The organism is Vibrio sp. 10N.286.55.E10 (assembly GCF_002872555.1).
GTDB lineage: Bacteria > Pseudomonadota > Gammaproteobacteria > Enterobacterales > Vibrionaceae > Vibrio > Vibrio crassostreae.
Window position 1 is genome coordinate 215,842 of the sequence record NZ_MCSD01000060.1, and the last position, 14,640, is coordinate 230,481.

A 14,640-nucleotide genomic window follows, 5' to 3' on the forward strand; every position below is an offset into this window, starting at 1 on the left:
TTTTGAGTGACGAACACCAAATTTAAAGAAATACTCGCTAATAATTAGTACGAATTAGGTAACAGGCTGCCGTTGGGCTGTTACCTAGATTGAAAGTTAACGAGATACCGAACTTAACAACTGAGTAAAGCGTTGCCATGATTTTTGGTCAGCTTCATGTTGATAGTTATTCGATCCGAATACTGTGAAGGCGTGTGGCGCACCACTATAAGTGATCATCTCATGCGGAACTTTGGTTGATTCAAGTTGAGCGGCGAGGCTTCCAAAGTCGTGCATTGAGATCATGGCGTCTGCTGTGCCATGGAATACGACAACTGGGGCTTTGGTTTGCGAGTAATCTTGTCCTTTCGGTGTCGATAAACCACCGTGGAAGGTAACATAAGCTTTCGAAGGGATACCTGCACGAGCCGCTTCTAAAACGGCAGCGCCGCCAAAACAGTAACCCATCATCACGTTATTATCTAAGTTACCTCCAAGCCTTTCGGCTTCCATTGCTCCCGCATTAAGTAGCGTACGTATTTTTGCTCTGTCTTTATACAGTTCGCCGGTGTGTTGCTTTTTGTCTTTCACTTCTGTTGGACGAATGCCTTTACCAAACAGGTCGATGGCGAACACGTTGTACCCAAGCTCATTGAGCATCTCAGAACGTTTCTTCTCGTAATCGGTTAAGCCATCCCAATCGTGTACTAATAGCACTAAAGGTGCTTGGTCGCTGGCTTCACTCCAATAGCCTTCGTAATCCACTCCATCCACTTGGTAAGTGACGTTTTCTCCTGAAATCGCTGAGATGGGCAGTAAAACTGACAAGCAGCCGAGCATAGTGAGTTTTCGCATACGTTATTCCTTTCGATGACAATTGCCGTTCCAATCGAAAGTATAGATAACGCGATGATTCTCGCCAGATTACTGTCTTTAATTTGAAGTGTAAGAGTAGAGGTAAAATATGAAAGTGAAACGCTAAAACAGCCATCACGATCAAGTGTGATGGCTGTATGACGGTGTTCTCAGATTACGGAAATTCGAATATCCAGAGCTCGGTGTGACGGGGCAATTACCAGGAAGCGTTAGTCGTGCTACGGCACATATCTGGATATTTTCGCTGATAGCGTGGCAGCATCGATTCGTTACCTAAGATACCGCCTTGGTGAATGTAGATAATGGTTTTAGTTGGGTTATCTTCTTGCCATTGTTCTAAGCATTGCCACATCAATGGGTCGTAAAGCAGGTCAAACTCGATGTCGGTTTGCTCTTGTAGATCCAACCAAGTTTGATAATCCTGTTGATACAATTTTCCAAAGTGGTGTTTGGTTTCGAGCGATAAGATCTGTGGATGTTCGGTTTCACCTAGCTCATTAAATTGCTGCGTTAAATAGTCGCTGCCACCAACACAAGCACAGGTTAATACCGGGATGTTGTGCAGCTTTAAATGCTTATGAAGATAGAGAGCTGTGCTACCTGTCCCTGCGGGGAGTGCGATCACAAAATCGTGTTGGTTTTCGAAGCGAGTCCAGCTCAGTATTTCCATTGCCAATTGCTTAACACCATACTCAGCAAGCTGAGAGCGGCCACCCTCTGGTAACACAATGCAGTGGGAGTCAGGTTGTCTTACTTGCTCAATATACTCTTTAGGATGAAGCTCAGAGCCTGTCTCTTTGACTGAAATCACCTTAGCGCCAAGGTCTACTGAACCACGGTAATTACCTATTGGGCGTTCTAGTAGCCACTCGGGAAGATGATCGACGTAGAACTCAAACGTCCAACCTTTGATCTTTGCCAGTGCCGCGAGTGAGAACAGAGAGTTAGCCTGCGCAGAACCATAGCTGATCAAGGTTGTTGTCTCTGGGTGCTCGTCTTCCAGCAGCTTCATGAACTTGCGGGCTTTGTTACCGCAAAAGTGTGAGTGAAGTTGATCGTCACGCTTTAAGAAAAAGGTGTGGTCGTTAAATTGATGCTGAGTTACAGGGCTATTATTTAGTTTCATCGCACTTAAACAAAATGCTGACTAAAGAGCCAGCATTTTTAAATCAAATAGGACGGACGAGTATCTAGTAGCCAGAGGCGGCTGTAAACCAACTAAATCAAGTTTTCGTTCGATATTGACGCGGATGAATCGGCTTGAAAGGTGATCTTGGCTGTGCATCCACCACAGCTGCGATTAAACAACTCAAAGTCCCAATGAAAACGCTGACACAAGTCATCGACAATCAACAAACCTAGCCCGTGTCCATTCGGGTTGTATTGCTCCTGCAGGCCTTCGCCTTGGTCTTCAATAATAAGACTGTCTTGAGAAAGGGTAATAGTTACTGTACCGCTATTAGTGGCTGCAATCGCGTTTCTTAACAAGTTACCGACCAACATATTCATGATCGCGCTGGTGGCTTGAATGGTTGGTTCTGATTGAACTTGTAAGGTTATCGCGACTTCCTTCTCGTCAGCCTGCAACGAATTTTTAGAAACGATAGTCTCTAGCTCTTGCTGGCTGAATAAACGTAGAGGTGCATCGTCACTGTTTCTTTCATAGCGAACGAGACCAAGCAGGGCATCGACCATTTCAGACATTTGAACAATGGCTTCATCAATACGTTCAACCTGACGAGATTGAAATTCGGTTGTTTCGCTTCTCAGTAACAGTTTGTTGGCACCACGAGCAACAGTCAACGGAGTTCTTAGTTCATGACTTGAGTAGCGTGCGAAAGCTTGCTCGCGTTTTACTAGAGAATTGATTTCTCTTCTGTATTGATTGAGTTGATCCGTCAACTGACGAAACTCCACCGCCGCATCGTCATTCACTCCAAACTCTTCGTTTAGATTGAGCTTATTGGATTCAAGCTGTTCAGACAGGGAGTTGAAGGGCTCAATCAGCCGTTTAGACAACCGATAGAGCAGAGCTCCGAAGCTGAATATTAGAATAGAGAGAAGGGCTAATACAAATGTGGTGGCATAAACGAGTTCAAAGACACTAAGCTCGACACGGTCTATTTCAGAAAGCAGAACAATAGGGTGAGTTCTACCTTCATGAGTATACTCGCCTACATAGACCATGCGAGATTCTGGATCTTCACCGACCTCACCAATGAAATTTTCTTTGCCTTCAATATACTTTAAATACTTTTTCGGTAGATAGGAAAGATCGTTGTAAGCGATAGTCAGGTCATCAATACGAAGCTCTCCACTTTCGCCTGACTGGAATAACCCGACTGCATAGTTGCGGTCAATTAGGATGCGTCTTTCACCCACGCGGTCTTCCGACAAGTACAGGGCTGTGATAAATACCACATAGACAAATGCCGACACAATTACGGCCATTAACCCAAAGAAAACCGCTAAGCGGCCCGTTAGGGTTTTTGTGCTTGTAAGAACATTTGAAATCAATTCGATGGCTCCAATCGGAAGCCAACTTTAGGCACCGTAATTAACATCTGAGTGTCAAAAGGCTTGTCGAGTTGATTACGTAACTGATAAATGTGACTGCGCAACACATCATTGTTGGGCTCGTTTTCTTCCCATAACTTGTAGGAAATAGTTTCACGAGTGACTACTTCAGGTGCGCTTTGGCACAGCATCTCAAGTATGGTGTAAGTGGTTGGATTGAGCGCTAGTAGTTTATCTTGGCGGTAAGCTTTATGGGTTTTTTGGTCGATGGTGAGTTCATCGAACTGAAGTTTTGAAGAGGCGACTTTTCCGCGGTAACGACGGACTAACGCGTTCATTCTTGCTTCTAGAATATCCAAATCAAAAGGCTTGGTGAGGTAATCATCGGCACCGTGTTCAAAGCCTTTCAGCATATCTTCTCGGCTATCTAAGGCGGTCAGCATCAAAATAGGTGTCGCGTTACCTTGGTCTCGCAGTTTATTACAAACCGTTAGGCCGTCCATTCTCGGTAACATTAGATCCAATATGATGATATCAAATGAGTTTTCCAACGCGAGTTGTAGGCCAAGTTCACCGTTGTCTGCGTAATCGAGTTCCATGCCAATACACTCAAAATAATCAAACAAGACACCTGCAATTTCACGGTTATCTTCGACTAATAGAACTCGTTTCATTTTGATTCTCATACAGAAATAGACAGTAACATTATCCTGAGTGAGCGTGAAAAATATGTCAATAACATAACTTTCACTTATGGGAGGGTAGATTGGCTTCAGATTAAAAAATAGAAGAACGTATTATGTCTGAACTTCATATTAGCCGCCCTAAGATATCTACATCGCAGATCAATCCTGCGGTCTCTTTGTCTATCATTGTGCCTTTTTACGATGAACAAGAGGTATTGGAAGAGTTCCACTCTCGCCTTACCAAGGTGCTTGATAGCTTACCGATCACGAGTGAGATTGTTTATGTCGACGATGGCAGCAAAGACAACAGCTTGGACTTGGTGAGTTCATTCACTTCAATCAATAGCTCAATCTCGGTGATTGGTTTAAGCCGTAACTTTGGTAAAGAGTCAGCCATGAGTGCTGGCCTTGAGCATTGCCGAGGACAAGCGGTGATCTTGTTAGACGCAGACCTGCAAGATCCGCCGGAGCTGATCCCACAAATGGTTGCCAAGTGGCGCGAAGGCTATGACGTTGTGAATATGCAGCGCAGCCAGCGTGATGGTGAAACGTGGTTTAAGAAGTTTTCAGCGGCGAGCTTTTACAAAGTCATGAATGTGGCTGCGAAAATCGATGTTCCTGAAAATGTTGGTGATTTCAGACTGTTGAGCCGTGAAGTCGTCGACCATATCAATCAACTTCCTGAACGTAATCGCTACATGAAAGGTATTTTCTCATGGCCTGGTTTTGGGCAAGCAACGATTCAGTTTAAGCGCGACGCGCGCTTTTGTGGTGAGACCAAGTGGAACTACTTGAAGCTGGTTGGCTTGGCGATGGATGGCATCACTTCGTTCTCTATCCGCCCACTGCGTATTGCGACGGCCGTTGGTGGCTTAGTGGCACTTACTGCTTTCGTGTATGGCGTCTTCATCGTGTTCAAAACCATGATGTTTGGTGAGCCAATCACGGGCTATCCGTCAATGATGGTCGTACAGCTTGCCCTTGGCGGTATCCAACTGTTGTGTATTGGTTTAATGGGAGAGTACATAGGTCGTATTTTCATTGAAACCAAGAATCGTCCTTTGTATCTGATCCAATCGGTGGTCGATACACCGGCATTAAAAACACATTTTAAATTAGAGGAGTCAGCATGAGCCTGAACCGAACGCACCTATGGTACTTGTTGGCTTTTGCATTGGTTTTAAGGCTTTTATCTTTGGCAACCTATCCATTAATGGATACCACAGAAGCGCGCTATGGCGAAATGGCACGTCTGATGGTGGAAACTGGGAATTGGTTAACGCCTCAGTTTGATTACGGTATTCCTTTCTGGGGTAAGCCACCGTTGTTTACATGGATGAGCGCTGCCGGTATTGAGTTGTTCGGCCTGAGTGAGTTTGCCGTTCGCGCACCACATTGGTTAGCGGGTGTAGCAACGATTTTGTTGACCTCTTACATGGCGAAACGAACAGGGCAAAGTGCGTTGGTTGCCGCGGTAGTGTTGGCGACATGTGGTATTTTCTCTATTGCGGCAGGTGCTGTGATGACAGACATCGCGTTAACCTTAGCGATGACTATTGCCATGCTGGGTTTCTACCTATGTTGGCTAGGAGGAGAAGCGGGGAAGGGTGAAGGGAGTGCGAAGACTAATCGATCTTGGGGTTACGTTGGTTTCATTGGTTTAGCACTAGGCTTGCTGGCAAAAGGGCCGGTAGCGATTGTCATCATGGGTATCGCAGTTTTCCCTTGGTTGGTATTACAACACGGCTTCTTTGGTGCTTTCAAAGCGCTTTGGCAACGTTTCCCATTGTTGTCTGGTTTAGGTGTGATGTTAGCGATTGCTCTACCTTGGTACATCATGGCTGAAATGGCAACGCCGGGCTTCATCGACTACTTTATTGTTGGCGAACACTTTAAGCGTTTTGTTGTGAGTGGCTGGGAAGGTGATCTGTACGGTTCTGCTCACGACCAAGCACGAGGTATGATCTGGGTGTTCTGGATTCAAGCCGCTGCGCCTTGGTCAATTGTTTTGCCTATATTAGCGTTTGTCCGCCGTAAGAAAATTGCAGAAATTAACACTGAGAATAGTGGGCTGTTTTCATTTCTTGTCTGTTGGTTGATTTCACCTCTGATTCTTTTCACTATGGCGGGCAATATTCTCCCAGCTTACGTCCTACCAGGTATTCCGGCTCTTGGCTTGTTGATTGCTATACTCGTAGTGGAAAAAGATAAGAAGTGGTTCTCGAGCGTGGCTTTGGTTCTGCCTGTGTTGCTAATGATTGCGATGGTCTACCTGAATCTCGGCAAGGCGAACGAGAAAAGTGACCGTATTATTTTCGAACAGATTACGGATTCTGCGCCAAGCTTTTACGTGGGTAAACGACCATTCTCTGGGCAATTTTACAGTCATGGTCAAGCGAAAAGACTTCTCGATATCGAGCAGATAGTGGGCATTGATAAGTTCTATCTGATTGGTAAAAGATCTGAAGTGGAAACCAAGATTAAAGACAACGCGTTAACTTGTATTTTGGAACCAACGGTGAAAATAAAGCGTGCTTTGTTCAGCTGCCATAGCCAAAACATCAAACCAAATTTGTCGTTGAGCCACATTCGAAGTGAAAGTGATGTTCAGCATTAACTCAGGGCTGCAAATGTTCAATAATAAGCTTCAGGCACACAGTCAAAAGCTCCAATCCCATCACAGGATGGTTCGATTTGCTGTGGTTGGTGCTGGTGGATTTGTTGTTGATTGTGCGGTATTTGCCTTTCTGCATTACATTGCTGGTTTGCCTTTAATGACGGCGAGAATAGGCTCGTTCATTGCTGCTGCAACGACAACGTGGTTTGGTAATCGCGTGCTGACTTTTGGATTCAAAGGTCAGGGGAGTTGGTCCGAAAAGTTGATCCAGTGGCAGAAATTCATGTTTTCCGCATCGATATCGGCGATTCCTAATTTGTTGTGCTTTAAGTTGGTGACGGAACTGTTGCCTGCATTTACTGGGGCCGTGTTTATCGCAATGGCGGTTGGTATCTTAGTGGGTATGGTCACCAACTATTTGTTTAGTCAGTATTGGGTATTTACTCGTTAGACAACTCAGTGAGATTTTTGATGAGTTGGCAAAAACAAAAAAGCGCAGCTAAATAGCTGCGCTTTGTGTTTTTACGATAACAGAATAAATTGGCTTGCGATATTAGCGTTGTGCTGCGCGCTGGCGGTTCTTGCCGTTACTTGCAGGTTTGCCACCTTGACCATTACCGCCTTTATTGCGGTTTGGTTTGCCGTTTCCGCTGCCATTACCTTGTGATTGCTGACTACCAGGACCTTTCTTAATGAAGCCTGTCGCTGGTTTACGACCGTTACCGTTGTTACTACCACCAGCGTTTTGCTTTCCGTTACCTTGGTTAGCATTGCCTTGGCTACCGTTACCAGTAGGCTTCTTGCCACCAGATTTAGAGTGATTACGTGGCTTCTCGCCGCCTAAACCCGGTTGAGATTTGCTGTGTTTAGTCGCAAAACGTTGTGAACCGTGACGACCAGACTTACGACGTTGTGCTGGCGTTTGAGCATCAAAGTCTTCTGCTGGTACTAGGCAGTTTACTTTGTCGCCGATCAAGTGCTGTTTGCCCATACTGATCAGCGCTTCACGGATGATCTTCCAGTTTTCAGGATCGTGGTAACGTAGCAGTGCTTTATGGAGACGACGTTGACGATCACCTTTAGGTACAGGAACATCTTCACGCTTCTTATATTTCACGCGTTTCAGAGGGTTGGTCTCTGAGTAGTACATCGATGTTGCATTACACATTGGCGATGGGTAGAAGTTCTGTACTTGGTCACATTCGTAGTTATGCTTTTTCAGCCACATTGCAAGGTTAAGCATATCTTCGTCTTCTGTGCCCGGATGAGCAGAGATGAAGTAAGGAATCAGGTACTGTTTCTTACCGGCTTCAGCGCTGTACTTCTCGAACATCTCTTTGAAACGATCGTAAGTGCCCATGCCCGGTTTCATCATCAGGTCCAACGGGCCTTTTTCAGTATGCTCTGGAGCAATCTTCAAGTAACCACCAACGTGGTGAGTCACAAGCTCACGAACGTATTCTGGAGACTCAATCGCTAGGTCGTAACGAACACCAGAAGCAATCATGATCTTCTTAACGCCCGGTACTTTTCTTGCTGAGCGGTACAGGTCGATGGTGTGTTGATGGTCTGTGTTTAGCTTTTCACAGATTTTCGGGAACACACATGATGGACGACGGCAGTTAATTTCTGCTTTTGGATCTGAACAACCTAAACGGTACATGTTCGCCGTTGGACCACCTAAGTCAGAAATAGTACCGGTAAAGCCCGGTACTTTATCTTTAATGTCTTCGATCTCATCCAAGATAGATTCTTTCGAACGGTTTTGAATGATACGACCTTCGTGCTCTGTGATTGAACAGAAAGAACAACCACCAAAACAACCACGCATGATATTAACCGAGGTTTTGATCATGTCGTATGCTGGGATTTTCGCTTTACCGTACATCGGGTGAGGAACACGCTTGTAAGCAAGGCCAAACACGTAATCCATCTCTTCTGTAGTCAGTGGAATTGGCGCTTGGTTAACCCAGAGCTCACGATCACCGTGACGTTGAATCAGAGCACGACCCGAGTACGGGTTTGTCTCAAGGTGCAGAATACGGCTAGCGTGAGCGTAAAGAATACGGTCATTGTTTAGCTTTTCGTAACCTGGGATACGAACTGCTGTAGTTTTTGCATCGTGACGAGAAGGGCGAATAGTAATAGGCTGCGCTTTTACTTCTTCTTTTTCGTCTTTCTTGGTATCACACTGGGTTTCAACTTCGTATGGGTTAACGGGAACATACGCTTTGTTCGGCTTTTCGATACGAGAAGAGTCAATGATTTTGAAGCCTTCAGGCGCTGCTGGAAGATTGATAGCAGTACCGCGGATATTGGTTAGCGTAGACATGTCTTCGCCGTCGGCAATGCGATGTGCCACTTCAACCAGTGCACGTTCAGCGTTACCAAAAAGAAGAATGTCGGCTTTTGCATCAAACAATACAGAGCGACGAACTTTATCCGACCAGTAGTCGTAGTGAGCAACACGACGCAAGCTCGCTTCAATACCACCAAGAACGATTGGCGTGCCTTTGTAAGCTTCACGACAGCGTTGAGAATAAACCAGAGTTGCACGGTCAGGACGCTTGCCACCTTCATTGTTTGGTGTGTAAGCATCATCGTGACGTAATTTGCGATCAGAGGTGTAGCGGTTGATCATGGAGTCCATGTTACCCGCTGTGATGCCGAAAAATAGGTTAGGTTTACCTAGCTTCATGAAGGCATCTTTATTGTCCCACTTTGGTTGAGCAATAATGCCTACGCGGAAACCTTGAGCTTCAAGCAGACGGCCGATGATAGCCATACCAAAGCTCGGGTGATCGACATACGCATCACCAGTTACAATAATAATGTCACAGCTATCCCATCCAAGAGCATCCATCTCCTTTCTACTGGTAGGCAAAAAGGGTGCAGTTCCGTAGCACTCGGCCCAGTATTTTTTGTGTTCGTGAATAGGAGTGATATCGCTGTACATATTTCAACCTCTGATTTTTGAGGCGGGAATTATAGCGGCATGAGACTAGACTAGCCAGTAGAACATGCCCCTGTTAGTTCTGGTGTCTTTCGCTATATCGCTTTTAAAAGCATCAAAAGAGCCATACAACAGCATAGTTGAAGCCTTGAATAACGTCGCTAATTTGTGATTTTGATTAGTGTTCGCAGCAGTTTTTGATATTATTCGCGAAAATAAGTCTGAAGAAGTAGATCCACAATGGTCGAAACGTTATTAGTACAATTTGCTCCGATGCTTTTAGGAGCCCAACTGATCTTAACCCTCATCTTGGTGAAAGGGGATATTTGCCCGGGACAACGTGGCCGTATTCACAAGATGTTACCTGCAATTGGCGTGCTTTGGCTGGCGGTTGCCTCAGTAAAAATTGAAGCCTTTCTGGTCGTGTTCGCAATTTTTTATTTCTATTCTCAAGTTCAAACTAAGAAGACTCGTGATTCTGGCCCTATCTGGGTTATGTATTTGGCGTGTGGTTTGGCGTTATCTTACGTTGCTATTCAAGCGACGGAGCAAGCAACCACAGTCGGCATCATTACGACTCTGCTGTTGGTCGTATTGTTAGGTGCTGCGTTTGGTCATTTACTGCTGACGATCGCAAGAACGCGTTTGCAAGCTTTCCACCGTGTTTTGCCAGTGGTGGGTGTATTGGCGGGTATGTTGGTGGTACTGGCAACAGTCGTGAATGTTTACTCACTCTCTGAAGCTCAGTTAGAGCCAGTAATTTCCACGTTACTATTTAGCTTCGCTTTGTTGATCTCTTCTATCGTGGTGTGGTGTTGGCATCTACTGTTCGTTAAGACACCTGAAAAGCTTCAACTTACGGTTTCATTGTTGATGTTATTAGCGGCTGCTGTTGGTTTAACGCCAGTTTGGGCATTGTAACTTCGGGCATTGTAACCACGTATATGATTTAAGAAGTGTGATCTGTTTTTTAGCGTGACCTTGGTAAGCGTTCTAAACTTAACTCTAGTCAGTGTGTTCGTAAGGAGTACGAGATGGATTTAAGCAACGTCAAAAGCCTGGATAGCATTATCTTGCTGGGAATAGTGAACGAAAAACTGCGCTTAGAGTGCGACAGTTTTGAAGAGCTCATTAGCATGTATGAGATGGATATAGAAAGTGTCGTCGGTAAGCTTGATATGCTTGGCTATCAATACGACCCACTGACTAACCAGTTTAAATCTTACGCAAGATAGTCTATTTTTCGCGAATCAACAGGTATCGAAAATCATCGGTACTGAAACTAAAAAGTCACAGATTATCTGTGACTTTTTTTGTTTCTGGCATTTGTTTCTTGTGCTTGGTGTAAGCGGAGTTAGTTGACGATGGTTATTGTTAAACGACCTCAATACCATCAAGGTGACTCTTACTCTGCTGCCTTGCCGTACTAAAGAAAGCCTGTAGGTAACGCTTGTCTTTTTCTGAGTTTCTTACTGCAGCAAACAGTCTTCTCGAAAGCCCTTTACCTAACGGCTTGCTGGCTATCAAGCCTTGCCTTGAGAACTCACTGATTGCCCAGTTTGGTAATGCCGCGACACCTAATCCTGCCGATACCATTTGCACCAACATCAAGGTGTTGTCTGCTTGCTTCCACTTCTTAGGTTCTACACCTGCAGGTTGCAAAAAGTGCTTCACGACATCTAAACGCTGTTTTTGAACTGGATAGGAGAGCATCGTGAGATCGCTAAGATCTTGCGGTTCAATGCTTGGCTTTTCAGCCAAAGGCGAGTTTATTGCAGTGATCAAACGCATCTCGAAATCAAAGAGTGGCTCATAATGAACCTCTGAACGCGGCTGTATATCAGAGGTGATCACCAAATCTAATTCACCAGCCATTAATGCGGGCAGCGGCTCAAAACCAAAGCCTGACGAGAAATCTAGGGTTACGCTTGGCCAAGCAACTTGGTATTCCTTCAAAGCGGGCATTAACCATTGGAAGCATGAGTGACACTCGATCGCCATGTGCAAACGGCCATTCACATCCTCTTTCAGGCTTGCGAGTTCGTTCTCTGCTTTAGCGATTCTTGGTTGTATCTCATCGGCGAGCTTAAGCAAAATCTCACCTTCAGAGGTGAATTTAACTGGCCTAGTTTTACGAAGGAAAAGCTGACCGCCAATACGCGCCTCAAGGTCTTTCAATTGATGAGAAAGCGCCGACTGCGTCAGATGAAGAGAGGTTGCAGTTGCTGTCAGTGAGCCGCTGTCTCTCAAGGTAGTCAATGTTCGAAGGTGTTTAAGCTCTATCATGAGTATTCCTCATATTCCCTAAGCCAATTCAATATTTCTTAATAATCACCCTACGGGGTTTTTTATCATTTGTAAACGTCTAGATGTCTAGATGGTTTTGAGTTCCTCATCTTTGGTTTATTCAAGATGAATATTTTTAATAAACAAGATGAATATTTGGACGTTGTTCATTATTCAGATTGGGTGGATAGTTTAGCCATCCAGACGCCTTTTTGATAAAGCGTAATCTTCAATAGGTGGTCTGAAAAGATACTAACAATTATTGAATAAGGAACAGGCTCATGACTACGACAACGCATATTCTTGGCTACCCACGCATCGGTGAAAAACGCGAACTGAAATTTACATTAGAGAAGTACTGGCGCGGCGAGATTGGCCAGTCAGAGCTTAAGCAGCTCGGCAGCGAACTGAGAAATCGTAACTGGAATGTACAAGCCGACGCGAATCTAAGCTTTGCAACTGCGGGTGACTTCGCATGGTACGACCATGTGTTAACAACGACTTTGCTTTTGGGTCATGTGCCAAAGCGTCACGCTGGTGGCTCTGAAGAAGAGAAAGCCTTCCCAGACTTAGATACCTTGTTCCGTGTTGGTCGCGGGCAATCACAAACTCAAATACAATCTCAAAAGCAGCCAACTTGTTGTGGCGGGAAACATGGTTCAGAAAGTGCTCAAGACGGTGCAGCTGCATCTGACATGACCAAGTGGTTCAACACTAACTACCACTACATTGTGCCCGAATTCAGTAAAGATGATTCGTTTGACGTGAGCTGGCCGCAACTGTTTGATGAAGTGAATGAAGCTATTCAAGCTGGGCATAAGGTTAAGCCAGTCCTTCTTGGCCCGCTGTCTTACTTGTACCTAGGCAAAGAAGTGGAAGAGGGCTTTGATCGCCTAAGCTTGCTTCCACGCCTGCTTACTGCCTACCAAGCGATTTTGGCTAAACTTTCCAAGTTAGGTGTTGAGTGGGTGCAAATCGATGAGCCTATCCTTTCTCTGGAACTTGAAAAACGTTGGGCTGATTCATTCAAGTTGGCTTATCAAGTGATTCAAGGCGATGTAAAACTGCTGCTTACCACTTACTTTGATTCGGTGACTGACACGTTAGATAAAATCATAGAACTGCCCGTCAATGGTTTACACATCGATTTGGCTGCTGCGCCACAACAACTCGATGAAGTCGTGAGTAAACTACCTGAAGAGTGGGTGCTGTCTGCAGGTGTCATCAACGGGCGCAATGTTTGGCGAGCAGACTTGGCTACTCAGCTAGCGAAACTGCAACCAGTGAAAGAGAAGTTAGACGATAAGCTTTGGGTCGCAAGTTCATGTTCGCTGCTGCACAGCCCAGTTGACTTAGAGTTAGAAGATTCACTTAGCGATGAAGTGAAAAGCTGGTTTGCTTTCGCGAAACAGAAAGTCACGGAAGTTAGCTTATTGGGTGCTGCGCTTGACGGCGATCAAAATGCCATATTAGCGTGTGAGACTTATAGCCAACCTATTGTTGCACGTAAGAGCTCGACTCATGTGAACAAGCCTCAAGTACAGGCTCGTCTTAGCACGATTACCAAAGCATTAGCAGAGCGTAGTGCTCCTTATGCAGAACGTGCGGTTCATCAGTCTGAGGTGCTGGGTTTACCACTATTGCCAACCACAACCATTGGTTCGTTCCCACAAACAGGGGAGATCCGAATTCAGCGTAGTGCTTACCGAACCGGCAAACTGAGTGAAGCGGAATACACAACCGCATTGAAAGGCCATATTGCGGATGCGGTGAAACGCCAAGAAGCGCTAGATTTGGATGTGTTGGTTCATGGTGAAGCGGAACGTAACGATATGGTGGAGTACTTTGCAGAAAATCTAGCGGGCTTTCAAACCACTAAATTTGGTTGGGTGCAAAGCTACGGTTCTCGCTGCGTGAAACCAGCTATTGTAGTCGCGGATATCGAGCGTGAGAAACCGATGACGGTGGAGTGGTCTACCTATGCCCAATCTCTAACTTCTAAACAAATGAAAGGGATGTTAACTGGCCCTGTCACTATCTTGTGCTGGACGTTCCCACGTGAAGACATCTCACGCAAAGAGATCACTAATCAATTGGCATTTGCGCTGCGTGATGAAGTGTCTGACCTACAAGATGCAGGAATCAATATTATTCAGATTGATGAACCAGCGATTCGTGAAGGTTTACCATTGAAAAAACGTGACCACGCAGAATATTTAGAATGGGCCGTCGATGCCTTTAAGATCTCGGCCGCGAGTGCTAAACCAGAGACGCAAATTCATACTCACATGTGCTACAGCGAGTTCAACGAAATCATTGATTCAGTGGCCGCATTAGACGCCGATGTGATTACCATTGAAACCTCTCGTTCAAATATGGAACTATTGAAAGCGTTTGAAGAGTTTAACTATCCGAATGCGATAGGCCCGGGTGTTTACGATATTCACTCGCCAAACATCCCTTCAGAAGAGTGGATTATTGATTTACTTAAGAAAGCGGCAAAGAGAATTCCGGTTGAACGTTTATGGGCAAACCCTGACTGCGGACTGAAGACGCGTAACTGGGCTGAGACAGAAGCCGCCTTGGCCAACCTTGTATCGGCGACGAAGACACTGCGTAAAGAGTGGGAATCAGCTGAGGCATAGTTCGGCCTAAGATTTGATTGACCCGCTAATCCACGATGAACCACAAAAAAGGCCTCGCAAATGCTAGGCCTTCTGGTTTTA

The 14,640-nt window shown here is 45.3% G+C and carries 12 protein-coding genes; 6 read left to right on the top strand and 6 right to left on the bottom strand.

The window, feature by feature from the left end; translation table 11 throughout:
• Positions 1-96 precede the first annotated feature (96 nt).
• The 4 genes from BCV39_RS22065 to BCV39_RS22080 form a co-directional block, all read right to left on the bottom strand.
• Positions 97-834 (bottom strand): dienelactone hydrolase family protein, encoded by a 738-nt coding sequence (locus BCV39_RS22065; RefSeq protein WP_102432908.1) that lies wholly within the window; start codon positions 832-834, stop codon positions 97-99.
• Positions 835-1,051: 217 nt separating this feature from the next.
• On the bottom strand, positions 1,052-1,981 hold the full coding sequence (locus BCV39_RS22070; RefSeq protein ID WP_102432907.1) for a pyridoxal-phosphate dependent enzyme: 930 nt from the start codon (positions 1,979-1,981) through the stop codon (positions 1,052-1,054).
• A gap of 92 nt (positions 1,982-2,073) precedes the next feature.
• A complete protein-coding gene (locus BCV39_RS22075; RefSeq protein ID WP_017063525.1) occupies positions 2,074-3,372 on the bottom strand; it encodes a HAMP domain-containing sensor histidine kinase in 1,299 nt (432 codons plus the stop codon).
• Positions 3,369-4,046 (bottom strand): response regulator transcription factor, encoded by a 678-nt coding sequence (locus BCV39_RS22080; protein WP_102432906.1) that lies wholly within the window; start codon positions 4,044-4,046, stop codon positions 3,369-3,371. The genes BCV39_RS22075 and BCV39_RS22080 overlap by 4 nt, the downstream gene beginning before the upstream one ends.
• 125 nt (positions 4,047-4,171) lie before the next feature.
• Between BCV39_RS22080 and BCV39_RS22085 the strand changes: the two genes are divergently transcribed.
• The 3 genes from BCV39_RS22085 to BCV39_RS22095 are packed head-to-tail and all read left to right on the top strand — an operon-like array spanning position 4,172 to position 7,126.
• Positions 4,172-5,191, top strand: coding sequence for a glycosyltransferase family 2 protein (locus BCV39_RS22085; RefSeq protein ID WP_102432905.1), 1,020 nt, complete (start codon positions 4,172-4,174; stop codon positions 5,189-5,191).
• The gene (locus BCV39_RS22090; protein ID WP_102432904.1) at positions 5,188-6,675 is read left to right on the top strand and encodes a glycosyltransferase family 39 protein; all 1,488 of its coding nucleotides are present in this window, start codon (positions 5,188-5,190) and stop codon (positions 6,673-6,675) included. Before BCV39_RS22085 ends, BCV39_RS22090 begins: the two co-directional genes overlap by 4 nt.
• Positions 6,662-7,126: a GtrA family protein gene (locus tag BCV39_RS22095; protein WP_102432903.1), complete on the top strand. Its 465-nt coding sequence runs from the start codon at positions 6,662-6,664 to the stop codon at positions 7,124-7,126. The genes BCV39_RS22090 and BCV39_RS22095 overlap by 14 nt, the downstream gene beginning before the upstream one ends.
• Positions 7,127-7,228: 102 nt before the next feature.
• On the opposite strand, the gene BCV39_RS22100 is transcribed toward BCV39_RS22095, so the two are convergent.
• Entirely contained in the window at positions 7,229-9,631 is a 2,403-nt protein-coding gene (locus tag BCV39_RS22100) for a YgiQ family radical SAM protein (RefSeq protein WP_081016134.1), read from the bottom strand.
• A 237-nt stretch (positions 9,632-9,868) separates the two neighbouring features.
• On the opposite strand from BCV39_RS22100, the gene BCV39_RS22105 reads away from it, so the two are divergent.
• Entirely contained in the window at positions 9,869-10,549 is a 681-nt protein-coding gene (locus tag BCV39_RS22105; protein ID WP_048659617.1) for a hypothetical protein, read from the top strand.
• A gap of 113 nt (positions 10,550-10,662) precedes the next feature.
• Complete coding sequence (locus BCV39_RS22110) at positions 10,663-10,863, top strand: DUF4250 domain-containing protein (RefSeq protein ID WP_004741624.1); 201 nt, start codon at positions 10,663-10,665, stop codon at positions 10,861-10,863.
• A 139-nt stretch (positions 10,864-11,002) separates the two neighbouring features.
• Here the strand turns inward: BCV39_RS22110 and BCV39_RS22115 are convergent, their stop codons facing one another.
• Entirely contained in the window at positions 11,003-11,914 is a 912-nt protein-coding gene (locus tag BCV39_RS22115) for a LysR substrate-binding domain-containing protein (protein WP_048664705.1), read from the bottom strand.
• A gap of 281 nt (positions 11,915-12,195) precedes the next feature.
• Here BCV39_RS22115 and metE point away from each other — a divergent pair, with 281 nt between their 5' ends.
• Positions 12,196-14,559 carry a 5-methyltetrahydropteroyltriglutamate--homocysteine S-methyltransferase gene (gene metE / locus BCV39_RS22120; RefSeq protein ID WP_102432902.1) on the top strand — a complete coding sequence of 788 codons (2,364 nt, stop codon included), beginning with the start codon at positions 12,196-12,198 and terminating at the stop codon, positions 14,557-14,559.
• Positions 14,560-14,640 lie beyond the last annotated feature (81 nt).

Coding starts and splice junctions, on each gene's coding strand:
- BCV39_RS22115 (WP_048664705.1), bottom strand. CDS start 11,914: ATGATAGAGCTTAAACACCTTCGAACATTGACTACCTTGAGAGACAGC.
- BCV39_RS22090 (WP_102432904.1), top strand. CDS start 5,188: ATGAGCCTGAACCGAACGCACCTATGGTACTTGTTGGCTTTTGCATTG.
- BCV39_RS22085 (WP_102432905.1), top strand. CDS start 4,172: ATGTCTGAACTTCATATTAGCCGCCCTAAGATATCTACATCGCAGATC.
- metE (WP_102432902.1), top strand. CDS start 12,196: ATGACTACGACAACGCATATTCTTGGCTACCCACGCATCGGTGAAAAA.
- BCV39_RS22065 (WP_102432908.1), bottom strand. CDS start 834: ATGCGAAAACTCACTATGCTCGGCTGCTTGTCAGTTTTACTGCCCATC.
- BCV39_RS22105 (WP_048659617.1), top strand. CDS start 9,869: ATGGTCGAAACGTTATTAGTACAATTTGCTCCGATGCTTTTAGGAGCC.
- BCV39_RS22080 (WP_102432906.1), bottom strand. CDS start 4,046: ATGAAACGAGTTCTATTAGTCGAAGATAACCGTGAAATTGCAGGTGTC.
- BCV39_RS22095 (WP_102432903.1), top strand. CDS start 6,662: ATGTTCAGCATTAACTCAGGGCTGCAAATGTTCAATAATAAGCTTCAG.
- BCV39_RS22100 (WP_081016134.1), bottom strand. CDS start 9,631: ATGTACAGCGATATCACTCCTATTCACGAACACAAAAAATACTGGGCC.
- BCV39_RS22110 (WP_004741624.1), top strand. CDS start 10,663: ATGGATTTAAGCAACGTCAAAAGCCTGGATAGCATTATCTTGCTGGGA.
- BCV39_RS22070 (WP_102432907.1), bottom strand. CDS start 1,981: ATGAAACTAAATAATAGCCCTGTAACTCAGCATCAATTTAACGACCAC.